Here is a 15,940-nt window from a genome sequence, read left to right as displayed (position 1 = left end):
GTGCCGAAATCGTTTGGCTCGGTCATTGAGGAGCCGGTCATGAAAAAGCTGCTGATCACCGTTCTTGTTGTCGCTGCGCTTGTGGTTGCCGCGGGTGGGGGCTTAGTTGCGCTGTCCCGGCATGAAGCCACGGTGCCGATCGAGCAGACCTATGGACCGGATCCGGTTCTCGTTGAACCGAAAGCGGAGTGGTTGCCCTCCGTGAACGTCGCCGAGGCCACGCCCTGGCCCAATGGGCAAATGCCCGTCGCGGCGCAAGGGCTTGAAGTCAAGGAATACGCCGGCGATCTGGAGCATCCACGCTGGCTCCATGTGCTGCCCAATGGCGATGTTCTGGTGGCCGAAAGCAATGCGCCGCCGAAGCCCGACGAGGGCTTTTCGATCCGGGCCTTCTTCATGGGCCTCTTCCAGGCTAGAGCCGGTGCCGAGACGAAGAGCGCCAACCGCATATCGCTTCTGCGTGATTCAGATGGTGACGGCGTGGCGGAAACCAAGACACCGTTCATCACTGGGCTCTACTCCCCCTTTGGAATGTCATTGCTCGACAGCACACTCTATGTCGCCAATGCCGACGCCATCGTGGCCTTTCCCTATCAGGAAGGTGCAACGCAAATCACCGGGGCGCCTGACAAGATCGTCGACCTGCCTTCAGGTCGCAACCATCACTGGACAAAGGATGTCATCGCCAGCCGCGACGGAACAAAGCTCTATGCAACCGTGGGCTCCAATTCCAACGTAGCCGAGAATGGCATGGATGAGGAGAAAGGACGAGCCGCGGTCCACGAGATCGACCTCGCCAGCCGACAGACGCGGCTGTTCGCATCCGGTCTTCGCAACCCCAATGGGTTGTCCTGGCAGCCTGATTCAGGCCAGCTCTGGGTCGTCGTCAATGAGCGCGATGAGATCGGCCCTGACCTCGTGCCCGACTATATGACGTCCGTACAAGATGGTGCCTTCTACGGCTGGCCCTATAGCTGGTATGGCCAACATGTTGATGATCGCGTCGAACCCCAGAACCAGGAGCTTGTGGCCGTCGCTATCAAGCCTGACTACGCGCTCGGGCCTCACACGGCGTCACTCGGCCTGACTTTCAACACCGGCGATCTGTTCGGGCCGGAGATGAAAAGCGGTGCCTTTGTCGGTCAACACGGCTCATGGAACCGCATCCCGCGCAGCGGCTACAAGGTCATTTTCGTGCCTTTTGCCGCCGGCCGGCCGTCCGGCCCGCCGCGCGATATCCTCACGGGTTTCCTAAGCGCCGAAGGTAAGGCTTTGGGTCGGCCGGTGGGCGTTGCGATTGCTCGCGACGGCGCGTTGCTGGTCGCCGATGATGTCGGAAACAAGGTGTGGCGCGTAGCACCCCACGCCAATTGAGTGTCGGGATCACCGCAGCGTTCGGCTGACCTTGCCCCTGGGCTGGAGGAATGCGGCGTTGCACGGTGGTCACCGCTTTTCCAGTGCACCATGGCACGATAGCCGTAAATGTCACCGTCACGCTCCTGTCACGCGACAAGGCGGCCAGGGCGCGATAAGTTGCGCGCTCATGTCAAGCCTCGAATTGTCGCCTGCCGCGCGCTCGGTTTCATCAGCGCAGCGGCGTCACGTACGGAGTGGGATCTCATGCGCCGCTATCTATTTAATATCCATACAGCAGGCGTCGTTAGCCGCGACGAAGTCGGTCGAAAGTATTCATCGGATGGGGCTGCCGTCGCTTACGGTCAACGGGTCGTAGATGAGCTGACCAAGGATGAGGAATATTACGACGCCATAATAGATGTGGTCACGGCATCTGGACGGTTGGTTGCGCGACTTATATCGCGCAACGCTCCGCCCATGCGTCCCGTGAGCCAGCCGACGCGCCAAGTTTCATTGCATTGAGCATTATCTTCAGTGAGAATCTCTCCCGATCGCTAAGGGACAGGATGGAGTTTTCGCAGCATCTCCGGGGAGATCATCGATATTGCTCGTTCACTGGTGTGTCAAAGATGTGAGCTGTGCGCGGCGGCGGTACCTAACCTGGCGACCCCGCCCGAGGAGCGATGCTCGCAGTCCGCCTGGTTCCCGTCGCGACCTGTTGGATGTAACTCTCAGGATATCGCGGCCAATTTACAAACAAGCGACACGGAAGAATGGTTGTCGGGGCTGTCGACTGCTCATCCAAACGTGGGTTGTTCACGACCCTCCTGGAATCAGGAGCAGCTTGCCAGTTGTCTTGCGGCTGGCCATGTCCTTATGTGCCTGGGCGGCATCCTTGAGAGGGTAGCTTCCCCCTGCAGTGACCTTCAACGACCCGTCCGCGATCCAATCGAAAAGCCGGCCGTCGCGCTCGCGAAAGAGTTCGGGTGAGTGGATATGGTCGAAGAAGACGCCATAGCCGATCTTGACGCTTTTCGGCAGGCTCATGATGTCGAGCGGGCCCGGCCCACCCAGCACCGGGCCATACCAACAGAGCGTTCCTGACCGCCGCAGTACTTCGAGAGACGCTTTGAATGTCTTGGGACCGGAGCCATCATAGACCACGTCCACTCCCCGACCACCGGTGAAGTGGAGCACCTCGTTGACAAACTCTCCTTCTGTATCGACGATCACGTGCTCGGCGCCGGCATTTTGCGCGATGGCGACCTTGTCTTTCGATGACACGCGCCCGATGACGCGCCCGCCTCGGAGCTTTATGATCTGCGTCAGGAGCAGTCCTACGCCGCCCGCTGCAGCATGAACGAGCGCGATGTCCCCAGGTTGGACGGCATAGAAATCGGTGGCAAAGTGGCTGGCGGTCAGGCCCTGCATCATGATTGATGCGGCCGTTCGGTCATCAATGAAGTCGGGGACCTTGACGAGCGACGTTGCCGGGATCGACAGCCGCTCGGAGTAGCTTCCGGGGGCATAGACCCAGGCGACGTGATCGCCCACGGCAAGATCCGTAACGCCGTCGCCAACACTGAGCACGCGGCCGGCGCCCTCGACGCCAAGCACTTTCGGGTTCGGGGTTTCCGTCCACGCCATGCCCTGCCGAACGCCGATATCCATGAAATTCACACCTGCCACGCGGACCTCAACGATAACGTGTCCGGGCGTTGCCACAGGCTCTGGGCGCTCGACGAATTCCATAACGTCGCTATCGCCCACGCCGTTCATGACCACAGCTTTCATAGTCAGTTCCTTTCTTGACTGATTGTTCCAGAATTGTGCAAATTTTTTGGGGTGCTACCGGATTGCACGGATTGCCAGTTCTCCGAGGGATTCCAATTCCGAGCGAGGGCTACCTCCACGGGCCGCGATACGAATGCCAGCGATGCTGGTAATGAGGAAAGAGGCAACAGCCTCTGCCGACAGCGATTTTTCGACATCGTTTTCGGTTTGGGCTTGCTTGATGCATTCCACTGCCGCTTTCCTCAAGCGATTGTCGGCAGCATGATGGAGCGCGTTAAGTTCCGGCCGGCTCTGGCCAAATTCACAAATCGAATTGACGCCGAGGCAGGCGCAATCGGCGCGCTCCACCACTCGTTCTATCATTGCGGCGATCCCGTCGACGGCCCGTCGCTGGCTGCGCAACATCGTCACGTGGGCTTCAGTTTCTTCGAATGCATAACGTTCCACTGCTAATCGGTAGAGCGCCCATTTGTCTCCAAAGGTGTCGTAGAGGCTTTGTCGTCCGATCTTCATCGCGCGCACCAGCATCTCAGTCGATGTGCCCTCGAAGCCGTGTTCGCGAAACACGTCGATTGCGGCACCCACCGCCTTGTCTTTGTCGAATTCCTTTTTTCGCGCCATCGCCGTGAAATAGCTATTCTGGAACGATCTATCAAGAAATGACATTGTGATCTGTAGTCTATGCGGCAACGCACAGGCGATCTTGATTTCGAGGAGTCGAGCGCGTCGCGGGACAACGTCATCGATATCGCTCGACGGCGAGGCCCCTAGTAGGTGAGGGGCGGGCCTTTCTCGTTGGCGATCGGCGGAATGCCACGGCCAAGATACCTCGCCTTTGCCCCGCCTTTGGCTATGATCCCTTTGGCTTGGGGGGCAAATTTTCTGAGCGAGGTCTAGGTCACCTCTTATCGCCGTCGCATCGACCAGATCTTGCGTGAAGGGCAGCCTGCCGCCTGGCAGCGCCAGCCCTCACGGACATGCGCCAGAAGATCGACCGTTATGGTCCCCTCGCGCGGCTCGGCGCCGAATTCGTTCATCAACCCGATTGCCGCAAACCAGAGAGCGTTGACTGCCGCGCGCCATCTTTGGCGTAGTGCCCGCCGGCGACGCTTCAGCCAGAGAGACTTCAAAATCCTTGGTTGCTGCTGATGGTGATACCGGTCGCGGTCGGCCAGATGTCGACCGAAAGGCTGCCGACGAGCGGACCCAGCTCCAATCAGCCGGCAACGTCTTCTGCCGACTAAAGTTCAATCCTTCACGGTCACCGACGGCGACAGTGTTCGCATCAGCATGGTACGAGCGTTCGGCTTGTCGGCTTCAACACTCCGGAAAAGTTCGAGCCCAGATGTTCGCGCATCGCCGACATGTCCGGTCGCTGGTGGCTGGCCAGGTGAGGTGTCGGCGCCCTGGATGCCGAGAAATTAAGCTTTCACGTCGAGTGTCATCTCGACCATCGTCGGGCGAAAGCCCGCTGCGGCAAAGAGCCGTTGAGCAGCTTCGTTTCTGTGCGCCGTGGAAAGCACGATAAGGTTTGCTCCTCGCTCTTTAAGCGCTGCAACAGCTGCCTCGAGCAGCATCCGGCCGATGCCTTGGCTGCGCTTTTCGGGCTCGACGAAAAGATCGTGAATGACGCCCGCCGGTCCTCGGAGCGCCATGTAGTCATGGCCCTCAACAGATGCATAGGCGTAACCGACGATCATTTCATCTTGCTCAGCGGCGAGGACCACGACCTCGGACTTTTCAAGCTGACTTCCCAACCATCTGGCATAAGATGCCTCCGTGCCGGTTCCCGTCGGGATGAAGCGCTCGGGGTCCCATTGATGATGAAGCGCCATCAGGTCAGCCCCGTACTTTCCGAGTACAGGCACATCTTCATCGCGGGCGGCTTTAATCGTGATGGTTGATAGCATTTTACGGCATGATCCGTCGTTGGTGTTATCCGGCCATCACCTTCGATATGCCCGGCCGAAGAACCTTGCATCGTAAATGAACTTCGTCGTGGCTCAACGGCTCGGAGGCAAACAAAAGGCGCTCTATCTTTGCCGCCAGGCTCTGTTCGCCAAATTTAACGGCGCGGTCGCAGACACGCCGCGCCGCTTGCCTTCGGACTTGGGGAATTGGGCGGTTTAGCGTAGAGAGTTTGCGGGGACAGCGTCCGGTCAATCCGCAATAGCAGCAATGTTTCCAAGTTATTCTATTGCCGCTTTCCGCGACCGCTCGCTGCTTTCGTCGAGATCGATAGCGTCGCCGAGCGGGGTAGCCGCGATTGATTTGATTTGTTGCGCGAGAGCCGAAAGCTTGCTCGCTATATCCTGCAGCTCCGACGCTGAGTTTGAGCCCGGGCGGATGCCGTTTACGCCACGTTTGTCCACGTTCTCGTCCCTCGCGATTGAACTTGGGTGTCCAGTATATTTTCAAGATTGAATATAAGGCCACCAAGTTCCGCGCGCTCTTACCTTGGCGCACAACCGGCCATTTGGATCTGAGTGCCGGTCCAAGCTGGGCCTCACCTGCAGTTGGATTGCGAAACAATGCTGCTTATCGGCTACACTCGCGCGCCGTTCGTTACAAAAAATGCTGCGCGCGCGAAAGAATCTGACGTGGCGGGTAGCGGTGCGGGTAGTCGTGTCTGTTAGTGCGTGCTAATGAGAATTCAACGATCTGACACGAACACCGCTACGAGCGTCGCAGACCTCGTGATCCAATTTAAAACGGCCCAGTGCCAACTGGATGAGACGGTTTACGGGTATGACATGAGCGCTTCCGCTCACTCGAAGAGACGATTAAGCAGTTGTTTCAATCGATCGAACGACGAGTGCCGCGCGACGCAGCCGAATTCGGGACGATCGCGACATTCTATCTCGATCTGCTCGAGGACTGTGATGGCGGCTTCAACAAACGGCTTCATGATGGCTTGCGCCAGCTGTTCGATCGGCACACCCCGCGTGGGCGCCCGAAGGGAATTGGGTTTGCGACGAGTGGCCAACGGCAATTGATGGCAGGGGGTTAGGCGGAGCAATAAAGGAGGGCGGAGAGCGCACGATTATTGTCGAACTCACAGATGCGGATGCGACGGACTCCGGTATCTTCACCTGGGATATCGTTCGCGACCTTGTCTATGGAGATTCGGCCCTGGCTGCGCTCTTCGGTCTCGCCGCGAGCGAGACGAGCCAGGGACTGCCGCTGAGACTTTATCTCGACCGGGTCCATCCGGAGGATCGACCAGGGTTGGCAAAGACAATTACGGAAAAGATCGTGAGCGGACGAGCCCAGCAGTCGTTCTACCGCGTCAGGACGCGGGCTGGCTGGTATGTCTCGGTCGTTGCTTTTGGTCGGTGTTTCCAGGATCGCGATGGAACACCGGTCCTCTATTCCGGCATCGTTGTCCTGGAAAGCGCAACATCGACCAACGACAACCGGCGGCATTAGCGCCGGAGCAGGATTTTCCCGGCGATGTTGGTGGGCCTGGCCGGACCTTCGCCGGATCGTTGCCGGTTGACCGGTGGACCTCGAGCTCCGATCTAAGGCTCCTGACGCTGTACAACCTGGCGCAACAACTGGTCTGCGGAATTCCTGCTCTAAGCGGAAGAAACGAGAGAGCCAAACAGTGAGACTGATCATCCGCCCGAACGACCGGTATCCGCATCTCGGATTGGACCGTCGTCCTTTGGCGATTGCCTGCGGCGAAGGTTGGCTGGGCATCCTGCACGCATTCTTCACCGAGGCCGACAAAGTGATGGCTGTAGGAGGCTCGTTCACGGTGCTCGAGGTGATGGAGGAGAAGGGCGTTCTGCACATGCATTATGCCATCGCACAGATCGCACCTGATGCTCGCCGCGCGATCGACGATGCCTGCCGCCTAGCCGCCGCGCGATCCTTTCACATCTGCGAGGTCTGCGGACGCCGTGGGCGTCTGCACACCTTCGGCGACCTCCGTAAGGTCGTCTGCAGCGAGCACGCTGACGGCGAACTCGGCAAGGGCGTACCATTCGAAGACCCTCTCAATGCTCTCGATCCCTATTTCCCTGACGTGGATCCGTTCATAGCAGCTCGGCCGACCGTTACGGAGTTCGATGCTGCTCCGATCATTGAAGGGTGGCTTATCGAGGAGGACAGCGAAGGCGGCCGGCGCCCGTGGCTATACGGCTGGTTCTTCAGCGAGCCTGTGACCCGCGACGGGGAGCATGGGCACACGTCTCCCATCGTCCAAATGGACGATATGGTGCCCCCACGATGGGTTCGAACAGACACTCGGCTTTACCGCCTCGGCATGTGTTACCCGCCGGCCGAGCGCGAGATCCGTTACTGGGCGCAGAAGCTGTCTCGACGCCCTGTGCCCTACGGCGAGCGTCCCGGTGGCAGCGATGACATGGAGGCGATGCTGGCCTTCCTCCGTTCCAGCGGCCGCCTGCGATCAACGAAGATTGACCGCCTGGAACAAGCCTACCGCGAAGAGCAGGGACACGTAAACGAAGTTGGAAAAGTTCGCGCGACGTAAGGCTATGCTGATCGTGGTGCATCGGCTCCAATGCCGGAGTTCCGCTGATTTGGGCCCCGCTTTCCTGCTCGTCGGGGTGTTGCGGTTTTCGTGCGCAGCGGGTCATTCCAAGTATGGGCGCCGGTGCGCTGACGCGCGCGGTTGCCCCATTGTACCTTATGTAACCCTTGTCCATCAGCGCTTCGGCGTAGCAGCCGTGGCATGCCGGACTGACCTTGGTGCAGCTCATCCATGGTTTCGAAGTGTGGGTAATACGGGAGATCGCGGAATTCTCGGCCATCATTCGGCGCTACCTGCGTTTCGGTGCGCGTTGCCGCGCTCAACCCCGATCAGGTCGTCGAAGAAGTCGAGCATCCCCTGGAGGTGCGGACGAATTCTTGGACTGCTTATGCTGCAATTCCTCAGTTCGCTTGACACCTCTTTGAAATCGCCGATGGAAAAGCCGTCGATCGGCCGGATGCACGCCGCCAAGGGCGGACCCAGAAGCAATGGACGGAATGCCGTCTCAAAGCTTGGTGGAACAACGAAACCGACGTCGTTCGCTACTCGGAGATGAAGGAAGCCAACGCGGCTGAGAAAGCCGCGACCTCCGCGAAGAGATCTCGAAGCCCAGATCTTCCGCATCAAAAATCCATGAACAGGGCCACAACGACGTGCAGACTATAAACTCGCAGTGATCACCCGTCTTCGTGATGGGTGCCATCGGTCACTCGCTGCCCTTGAAGAGCCCGCGGCGGCAGCATGAGTTAATTTCTCACCTCAGGCTGGGCGACACCAACGTTATCGGAGAATGCCGGCTTCTTTCGCAGCAGCTTCAAAGGCGGCCCTGGCTTCCGCGCCAGGAATCGTTCCCTCGGCAGCATCCAGGCAAGCTTTCCGGGCCGCTGCGTAACTCGCGCTCTTCGTCTCTGGCCAGGACTTCATAAGGAATGCGACCGCCTCTCGGGCATTCCTGATGACGTGAAAATGATTATCAAACGTTACTTCAACGTTCGCGTCCCAGATGTTTATCATCGCGGCCTCCGTAGGGTTGGCCTTTCCGAAACGTATATTAGGGAATTCTGTTCCAACGGAGAGATCCGACCGGGAAGCTTAGCAAGCATAACCGCTCATCTTCGCCGGTATTTCCTCACCTGGCACAGGGGTGACGTCTGGCGCCTCTTCCGGGACGTCGTCCGGTCCGGGCTCCTCAATGGGGCGATCCGGATTGTCTGGCATGGGATCGGGTGTCTCGCCGGGCGGGACCTCCACGGGCTTTCTCGGCTCTTTGGGGTCGTCGGTCATATCGGTCTCCCTTCTTGCAGGCCTAATGGAGCCGCATAAGTTTTGTTCCGCGAACCGGGAGGTGCGGCAGCATAAGACGAATGGATTCAGCGCAGCCTTGTGACCTTTGCCTCGGCGATCGCTTCAATGAACGCGGCGCGAGCTTGCTCCCACGGATACGTGCCCATCGCCGCGTCGGTGCATTTGTAAAGCGCGTCCGAGTACGCGACGCCAAAGTCTATGGGCCAGTTCTCGCTCAGGAGCTTAGCCGCTCGACCCGGGGTCCATACGATTTGCACCCCGTCGAGCTCCGGAAGCTGGATGATCACGCATTTGCTCCAACTCTGGATTTCCACCGGCCTCTCCTTATCTTGCGGTCGCGCCTACATTTTCGGCGGAATAATTGCGCCGGGCACAGGGCTAATAGGAGGTACGTCGGGACCGACGTCGGGCTCCGGCTCCTGGATCGGGGGCTCCGGCAGATCTGGTGGAGCATCCGGCGGCAGGTCCGGCGGGAATTCGGGATCTGGAACGGTCGGGATTGGGGACTTGGGCATGGAGGCCTCCTCTTTGGTGGTGCAACCGCGACCGAGCGGTGTTTGTTCCAAGAGCTCGGGCCGGGGCGCCCCGGCGAGGTGGCGGCGTGACCGAGCACCTGTCCGCGAAACAGTACCAGGCCGCCATCGCGATGCCGAAGCGTGGGAACAAGTACCAGGCGCAGCGCACCGCCTCTCGACGACATCCGGCGTCGACGAGGCCGGCAAATGCATCGCCCAACTGATGGAGGCCGGCATGATGACCCCGCATCGATCCAGTCCGAAGATCCGACCGAGGAATATCGGATCGCTCTCACGGGCATGCTGATCCACGGTCTGCGCACCGTGTTCGTCGGCCTGAAGCGTGGCGAATACAAACTGCAGAACAGTTCCGTCCTGCCGATCTCATCAGAAATGCCGGCTATGGCCAACCTCGAATGCCGAAGCCTCCGCGAAGAGCGGATGCGCCTAGGAATCAAGGCTGGCCGCGAAAACGCTGCGCTCGGTGGCCCGTGCAGGTCCCGCTACGGGCTTAAGGACGTGCGCATCACGCAGGAGAAGAGGCGAGTTCGCCGCCCAGGGCTTCGTCGTCGTCGCCGAATGCCAATCGCACGACGAGTTCGCCAACGGCTGCAAGGCGAAGCAGGTCCTACCGGAGGCGCAAGCCTCTGCTGCATAAGCATCCCCCCGCCCAGACACCAACCAATCACGTCATCGCCGTCCGCGTCCACCAGCTGCGCACGCTCGCCTACCTGACGCCCACCGACTATGTCCGGCTTCGGAGCCTCGAACTGCGGATTCTGTCAAAGGTCATGCTCGGCCCGTCGCACTTCATATTGCTCGCGAAGGCTGTCCTCTATCTCTTAACGGACCCCCCGGCGAGAGGAGGACATTGCGACAGTTCGAAGACGTTCTCGCGGCTCTCGAATTCGCCTCGTAGGTCACCCAAGAACGCGGACTGTGTTTCGTCCCTACCGCCCCAATGTCAGGTGGAAGTGCCAACTACAAGTTAATTTACAGTTTGGCAGTGGCCGTCGAGGCGAATGTATAATGTCGCGTTTTACTCGGCTTTCTTATTGGCCATACAAGCGTTTGGATCCCCAAACGAAATCGATAACATCCCCAACTGTCACGAGTTGCTCCATTGACTCCTCGGCGATGAATATCCCAAACTCCTCTTCGATCAACATCGATAACTGGGATATTTTCAGCGGGTCAGTTCCAAGATCGTCCACGATTGCAGCGGAGTCGGCAAGGTCCGCGGCTTTGACGCCGAGTATTTCGATGAAAATCATCTTGACGCGGGCGGAGATACCGGCTCGTGTGGTAGCCATACGTCGCTCCCGTTTTTGTGTTCCCGACGCCGAGTTTAGCCCTTCTTTCGTTTCTCGGCTAATGCGTTCGCCTTCTCTCGCGAGTTTCCTGCTTCTTTGATGATCTTGCGGGCCCGGTCATCGGTGAGGCCGTGCTTCCGCTTGAAGTAATTGAGTTCGTAAGCCTGTCCGGCGGCAACTCGTCCGCGATCGCGACCAACGTTCTTCTTGTCGTCTGCCATAGGGTTCCTCCCGGGTTGTGACTGTTCACAACCGTGGAAGCCGCAGGAATGTTCCGCGACAAACTGAAATCCCATAATCTAGTGGGGGTTAGTTGTTCCGCTTTGCCACATAAGTTGTTCCCGGATCGTTCTGGTGCGTATTAGTGGCCGAACCAAGCAAATGTTCTACGTGAAAGATATCAACCACCGAGCTACCAACAGGCCGACGCGGTGGTGGCAGCTGAGGGATCCGGCAACAAATCGATGGAGGCTGGCTAGCGGCGAAAACCGAATTGGATTCGCGTTACTGTCGCTCGTCTTTATCGCCGCGTCAGTTCTACTTTTTTGGCCTTGACGACGAACCAGTGCGTAAGGCGCAGTGTCCGCTAACGCAGCCCGCTCGAATGTCGGCGTTGGCGTTACTTCTTATTGGTGTCCTTCACCTGAGATCCGAACGTCGGCGCAGCGGGTTTCGCGGCAGCCTTGTCCTTGTCCTTCTTGGGCTTTCTGGCTTCCTTGTTGCTTCGTACTTGACCCTTGGCCATTGGCGCGTCTCCTGTTGACGAAAAAAGCTAGCCGCTAACGGCGGGAGATAGCAACCGAATTCGGTCATCTTGAATGCATTCCCACTCTCCAAGGTTGGATCAATACCAGTCCTGAAAAGCGCGCGGTACGAGAAGTTCGCGCAGGCACTCGCCAAAGGCAAGACAGCAGATGACGCATATGCGGCTCGATCAGAGGGACACTCGCTGGATCTTAGCGAGGACTTCACCGCCTCACGCCTGCGTCTATCACTGCTAATATTTCAGAAATCCGGCCGCCGCTGGTAACCGATTGGGCAACGTGGCGCGGCGCCTGTTAGTCTTCAGCTAGTTGCTCCGCAGTCGCGACGACCTCGGAGTGCCGAACGTCCCGTCGACATACTTGAAAAAAGTATGCTCATGATCCAGGCGACGATTGCGATGACGACCATCTTCATGAGGCACTTCCGGTTCGTCACGATCTACAGCAACACCCCGGACGCCCCATTATTCCGTCGCAGAGCAATCGGGGGGTCCCTAATTGGTGGGGACCATCGCCGGCGGCTCCGGTGGTGCCGTCTCGACCCCCGGTTCGAACATTAGGATGCTCAATACCAGGGCAACGAGAATGCAGATGAGCACCAGGAAGGCGACGCCGGCTTTATCCATGCCCCAGTTCAGCCCTCGAATGTGGGCATAAGGAGGCAGACAAGCGCGACGACCCAAGGACCGCGGTTTATGTGGTAGGGGCGGCAAGCAAGAGAACAATCGCGATAGCGATCAGCAGCGGCCCCATCCATCGAAAGTGCCTCGTGAGTTGAGCGAGCCATGGTACCTGAGTGTTGGTCTGAACGTAGCCAAACCCTGCTGCCGTCATCCAGAGGCCGGCGCAAAGCATGATGATCTGATCAACATAGGCCAACACTTCCAATTCCTTTGCCTACAGCCGGAGAGGTGGATGACGCGGGTAGCCAAATCGGGATACGGGGGAAATCGCAGCGGCCTTCAGTTTACCGAATGATGAACCATTCCATGGGATCGGCGCCTCGCTTGTAGCTCAGCCCCGCTTTCTCCAAGCTCTGCTTTAGGTCAACCGGACACAAACAGAGGTCCATTCGGCGCCAGTCCTCGCCGGGAGGCCATTTGGAAAACGGGTTGTGATCCTGCCACACAAGGTTTCGGCGCCGCTGAAGTCAACGAGTTCGCCAGGAGGTTGGATCATCGCCTACGGCCCGATTTGAGCACGAATCCTGGAATCGCGGCGTCATTGATGTCCAGATTAACGCAGCCCGCGCGACCGTCGGCGTTACTTCTTATTGGTGTCCTTTCACCTGAGATCCTAACGTCGGCGCAGCGGGTTTCGCGGCAGCCTTGTCCTTGTCCTTGTCCTTCTTGGGCTTTCTGGCTTCCTTATTGCTTCGTACCTGACCTTTGGCCATTTGCGCGTCTCCTTTGACGAAAGAGCTAGCCGCCAACGGCGAGGGAATAGCAAGCGAATTCGGTCATCTTGCATGCCATCCCCACTCTCCGAGGTTGGATCAATGCCAGTCCTAAAACGCGCGCCACGAGAAGTTCGCGCAGGCACTCGCCGACAAAGGCAAGACAGCAGATGATTTATGGAGGACGGCGCCTGTTAGTCTTTAGATAGTTGCTCCGCAGTCGCGACGACCTCGGAAGTCCCGAACGTCCCGTCGACATACTTGAAAACAAGTATGCTCATGATCGAGGCGACAATTGCGATGACGACTATCTTCATGAGGCGCTCCCGGTTCGTTGCGATCTACAGCAACACCCCGGACGCCCCGTTGTTCCGTCGCAGACCAAGCGGGGGGCCCTAATTGGCGAGGACCATCGCCGGCAGATCTGGTTGTGCCGTCTCGACCCCCGGGTCGAACATTAGGGTCCTTAATACCAGGGCAAGGAGAATGCAGATGAGCACGAGGAAGGCGACGCCGGCTTTGTTCACAACCAACTTCAGGCTTCGAATGTGGGCAGAAGTAGGCGGGCGAGCCCGCGAAGAACGCCGGTGGTCGCTTCCAGCACTATGTTAACCGCCGCAATAGAGTTTCAGTGAGGCTGCGCGCTTGCCAATCTCAACAGATCTCGCAACGGCGGAAGGGCTTTGCGTTGGGAGCTTGCCGCCGCTTGATTGCATCATGACTTCGAGGGCTTGCTCGAATTCTGTCAGATCAACGGTCTTCTTCTGCGCAAGAAACCAATCTGACGTTTTTTGCCGTATCATATTGCAAAATCCTGCCTCTACGGCGCCCTTGTACTTAAGTGGGGCAACCACGCGCATACGCGCCGGTTTCCCGTCGGACGTGCAACCGTAGACGAAAATGCCGTTCTTCGCGGCGATCGCGTTCTCGCTACAAAACGAGAGCACCCCGGCTATTAGCAATGTAGCAGTCAGCGTGGGTTTCACAATTGCCTCTCGAAATTTCCCCAAGTATAACGTTCACTCAACGGCGCAACAAATGCAAGTTGTGCCCCTGGAATGCGCGACCATGCAATGACCGCCGCCTATGCGGGAGGGTGGCCGCCTTCTTTCGCGGTCTATTGGCCGTCCGATTCCCTCAACGAGGTACGGCGTCTATGCGGTCGGTTTTGGCTGCGCTAGGCGGTGTTTCATAACCAGTGAAGATCGTCGGCGCGGGTCTGAAGGCCCAAACCATAAGGATGCCCACGGAAGCGATGAGTAGCGAGAAAACGAGACGACTTGACATGGTGCTTTCCTCCTAGTTGGAGCGCTGTGAATGCTGATGCATTCGTCGCCATTGTCAGCTCGTCATTTCTGGCAAAGAGACGCGCAAGCGCCGTTTGAGCCTCGCGGTCCGTGCGGTTAGGGAGGGGTCGGTTGTGTCCGGTCGCCGCATGGCAACCCCAGAACAATAGCACAGTTATCGCCGTGTGGTCGCAATTAGATAAGCGCCGAAGTCTTCGTCAAATTACCAACTGCACGATATGAGCAAAGGGCGTCATTGCCCACTTGCCGCTGTTATCCTTCGCAGTTTTGTAGATGATGAAGTCGCGCCCAATAGTAAAGGGTCCGTGCATCGTAATCTCATTGCCGGTTGAGAGTATTGCCCGAAATTCGTTTGTGTGGCGCTGCTCAATTTGGCCCCTGATCAAATCGGATAGGTCCTGGTCCAAAATACTGGACTGCGTGTCTATCATTGGATTCCCCCGAATTGTTGCCGCCTAGATTTTGATGGCGCCACAAATCCCGACCGTAGGCAAGGGGCAGCCGTCAAGTGTCTCCGAGCGGTGGAGCGGCCGGCACGAGTTCGCAAAGAGTGAGCACCGGCAACGATGAGATAACCAGCGTTCGAGCACCAGTCGGTCTGGTCGTGTGGGCATGACAGGAGCGACTGGCGGCGAACCAGGACGGGCAGTTGAGAAAACACGCTCAACAATCTCAGTTACGATATCCGGCTTGTGCGGGAGATCCTCCAGTGCCTGGAAGAGAACGGTCGTGGTTCAAAGATCCGCTCGCCCAAAGCGTGAGGAAAAGAGCGTCAAATGGCGCGCTCGCCTGTTGTGGACTGTTGCTCAAACTTGCAAGCATTGTTCGGGCCCGATGCCTGCAAATGCAATCGTTGATAGCGAGCATATACACACTTATCCCGGTTTTTAGGCAGGTCGCTGAAGCGGCGGCCTCGATGCGCGCCGTGGAGGCAGGCCGACCAGGCCACCGACGCCCCCGGCAACTGCGCCAATCAGACCGACAAGTTCGGTGCCAAAGGATTGCCTCGAAGCGCGCCTGACGGGGCCATAAGTTTCGAGGTCATCGACGGGTCCGGAGGGGATTGCCAATCCAGACCCGGTACGTAACAGATAGGATAGGGGCCCTGGACCGCTTGACACATTGAGTGCATGACCGAGCCACCACTACTCGGTGTGCAGCAATAGATGGCTTAGCGCTTGCGGAAGAACTGTCCGGACCCTCCACGTTGGAACATAACTCGAATGTAGTACGCAGGACGCCCGTTTGGGTGAATTGCCTTGCATTTCTCAGATTGGCAAACTGCGCCTGCATTTACACAAACCGCTACCGATTTCGACGCTATCCACCTGCGTTCGCGGTTTATATTGGCGTGTAGATGCTTGATATAACATATATAATTATGCGCGCATGAGCCTCCGCTCGGTGTCCCAGCGGAGGCTCACCCTCTCAGGCGCGCCGTAGGTAAGCTCGGATTTGAAAACAAGAAACGGCGTCGCGGGTTCTAATTGGGCTCATCGGTTTAGGGATCCGACTAAGAGAAATGGCCCCGATGGCGTGGTGGGGGGGAAGCCTTGGGTCGTCGCCGAACTCGACGCTGTCGCGGCGATGGCCCCCGGCGTGAGCTTCTGGGCTATCAGACGGATCGTGTCCGTGATCATTTGCGATCTGGGTAAACAAAAAGGCCTCGTCGTATGGGCGCGACGAGGCCAG

The 15,940-nt window shown here is 58.3% G+C and carries 20 protein-coding genes; 4 read left to right on the top strand and 16 right to left on the bottom strand.

Annotated elements, in window-relative coordinates; genetic code table 11:
* Window positions 1–39 precede the first annotated feature (39 nt).
* Window positions 40–1,374: a PQQ-dependent sugar dehydrogenase gene (locus tag FA04_RS33260; RefSeq protein ID WP_034800423.1), complete on the top strand. Its 1,335-nt coding sequence runs from the start codon at window positions 40–42 to the stop codon at window positions 1,372–1,374.
* 108 nt (window positions 1,375–1,482) lie between these two features.
* Window positions 1,483–1,878 carry a DUF6894 family protein gene (locus FA04_RS36765; RefSeq protein WP_371274060.1) on the top strand — a complete coding sequence of 132 codons (396 nt, stop codon included), beginning with the start codon at window positions 1,483–1,485 and terminating at the stop codon, window positions 1,876–1,878.
* 294 nt (window positions 1,879–2,172) lie between these two features.
* On the opposite strand, the gene FA04_RS33255 is transcribed toward FA04_RS36765, so the two are convergent.
* From FA04_RS33255 to FA04_RS35495, 4 genes are all read right to left on the bottom strand, one after another.
* The gene (locus FA04_RS33255; RefSeq protein ID WP_034800328.1) at window positions 2,173–3,150 is read right to left on the bottom strand and encodes a quinone oxidoreductase family protein; all 978 of its coding nucleotides are present in this window, start codon (window positions 3,148–3,150) and stop codon (window positions 2,173–2,175) included.
* A 54-nt stretch (window positions 3,151–3,204) separates the two neighbouring features.
* Entirely contained in the window at window positions 3,205–3,771 is a 567-nt protein-coding gene (locus FA04_RS33250; protein ID WP_034800425.1) for a TetR/AcrR family transcriptional regulator, read from the bottom strand.
* Between the two features lie 800 nt (window positions 3,772–4,571).
* Window positions 4,572–5,060, bottom strand: coding sequence for a GNAT family N-acetyltransferase (locus tag FA04_RS33245; protein ID WP_034800331.1), 489 nt, complete (start codon window positions 5,058–5,060; stop codon window positions 4,572–4,574).
* Between the two features lie 857 nt (window positions 5,061–5,917).
* Window positions 5,918–6,088, bottom strand: coding sequence for a hypothetical protein (locus FA04_RS35495; protein WP_156400723.1), 171 nt, complete (start codon window positions 6,086–6,088; stop codon window positions 5,918–5,920).
* A gap of 53 nt (window positions 6,089–6,141) precedes the next feature.
* Between FA04_RS35495 and FA04_RS34880 the strand changes: the two genes are divergently transcribed.
* Both FA04_RS34880 and FA04_RS33230 read left to right on the top strand, forming a co-directional pair.
* On the top strand, window positions 6,142–6,579 hold the full coding sequence (locus FA04_RS34880; protein WP_320410588.1) for a PAS domain-containing protein: 438 nt from the start codon (window positions 6,142–6,144) through the stop codon (window positions 6,577–6,579).
* Between the two features lie 178 nt (window positions 6,580–6,757).
* Window positions 6,758–7,648, top strand: a complete 891-nt coding sequence (locus FA04_RS33230; RefSeq protein ID WP_034800348.1) for a hypothetical protein — start codon at window positions 6,758–6,760, stop codon at window positions 7,646–7,648.
* A 279-nt stretch (window positions 7,649–7,927) separates the two neighbouring features.
* Here FA04_RS33230 and FA04_RS35490 read toward each other — a convergent pair whose 3' ends face one another.
* The 12 genes from FA04_RS35490 to FA04_RS36635 all read right to left on the bottom strand — a co-directional run bounded on the left by FA04_RS35490 (window position 7,928) and on the right by FA04_RS36635 (window position 14,679).
* Complete coding sequence (locus FA04_RS35490; RefSeq protein WP_060539275.1) at window positions 7,928–8,272, bottom strand: hypothetical protein; 345 nt, start codon at window positions 8,270–8,272, stop codon at window positions 7,928–7,930.
* A 156-nt stretch (window positions 8,273–8,428) separates the two neighbouring features.
* A complete protein-coding gene (locus FA04_RS33220; protein WP_034800350.1) occupies window positions 8,429–8,662 on the bottom strand; it encodes a DUF982 domain-containing protein in 234 nt (77 codons plus the stop codon).
* Window positions 8,663–8,740: 78 nt separating this feature from the next.
* Window positions 8,741–8,932: a hypothetical protein gene (locus FA04_RS33215; RefSeq protein WP_034800353.1), complete on the bottom strand. Its 192-nt coding sequence runs from the start codon at window positions 8,930–8,932 to the stop codon at window positions 8,741–8,743.
* Window positions 8,933–9,018: 86 nt separating this feature from the next.
* Window positions 9,019–9,267, bottom strand: coding sequence for a DUF982 domain-containing protein (locus tag FA04_RS33210; protein WP_034800356.1), 249 nt, complete (start codon window positions 9,265–9,267; stop codon window positions 9,019–9,021).
* A 1,253-nt stretch (window positions 9,268–10,520) separates the two neighbouring features.
* The gene (locus FA04_RS33205; protein ID WP_034800358.1) at window positions 10,521–10,781 is read right to left on the bottom strand and encodes an acyl carrier protein; all 261 of its coding nucleotides are present in this window, start codon (window positions 10,779–10,781) and stop codon (window positions 10,521–10,523) included.
* 35 nt (window positions 10,782–10,816) lie between these two features.
* The gene (locus FA04_RS33200; protein WP_034800360.1) at window positions 10,817–11,002 is read right to left on the bottom strand and encodes a DUF3606 domain-containing protein; all 186 of its coding nucleotides are present in this window, start codon (window positions 11,000–11,002) and stop codon (window positions 10,817–10,819) included.
* A 398-nt stretch (window positions 11,003–11,400) separates the two neighbouring features.
* Window positions 11,401–11,526, bottom strand: coding sequence for a hypothetical protein (locus FA04_RS36490; protein ID WP_255381443.1), 126 nt, complete (start codon window positions 11,524–11,526; stop codon window positions 11,401–11,403).
* A 513-nt stretch (window positions 11,527–12,039) separates the two neighbouring features.
* Entirely contained in the window at window positions 12,040–12,171 is a 132-nt protein-coding gene (locus FA04_RS36485; RefSeq protein WP_255381441.1) for a hypothetical protein, read from the bottom strand.
* A gap of 67 nt (window positions 12,172–12,238) precedes the next feature.
* Window positions 12,239–12,424, bottom strand: a complete 186-nt coding sequence (locus FA04_RS36230) for a hypothetical protein (RefSeq protein ID WP_082566399.1) — start codon at window positions 12,422–12,424, stop codon at window positions 12,239–12,241.
* Between the two features lie 391 nt (window positions 12,425–12,815).
* A complete protein-coding gene (locus FA04_RS36480; RefSeq protein ID WP_257785212.1) occupies window positions 12,816–12,941 on the bottom strand; it encodes a hypothetical protein in 126 nt (41 codons plus the stop codon).
* A gap of 608 nt (window positions 12,942–13,549) precedes the next feature.
* Complete coding sequence (locus tag FA04_RS33185; protein ID WP_060529253.1) at window positions 13,550–13,927, bottom strand: hypothetical protein; 378 nt, start codon at window positions 13,925–13,927, stop codon at window positions 13,550–13,552.
* 518 nt (window positions 13,928–14,445) lie between these two features.
* Window positions 14,446–14,679, bottom strand: coding sequence for a hypothetical protein (locus tag FA04_RS36635; protein WP_034800367.1), 234 nt, complete (start codon window positions 14,677–14,679; stop codon window positions 14,446–14,448).
* Window positions 14,680–15,940: the final 1,261 nt, after the last annotated feature.

This window comes from Ensifer adhaerens (assembly GCF_000697965.2).
GTDB lineage: Bacteria > Pseudomonadota > Alphaproteobacteria > Rhizobiales > Rhizobiaceae > Ensifer > Ensifer adhaerens.
Note: the sequence above shows the minus strand (reverse complement) of the source record. Positions and strands in the feature narration are given on the sequence as shown.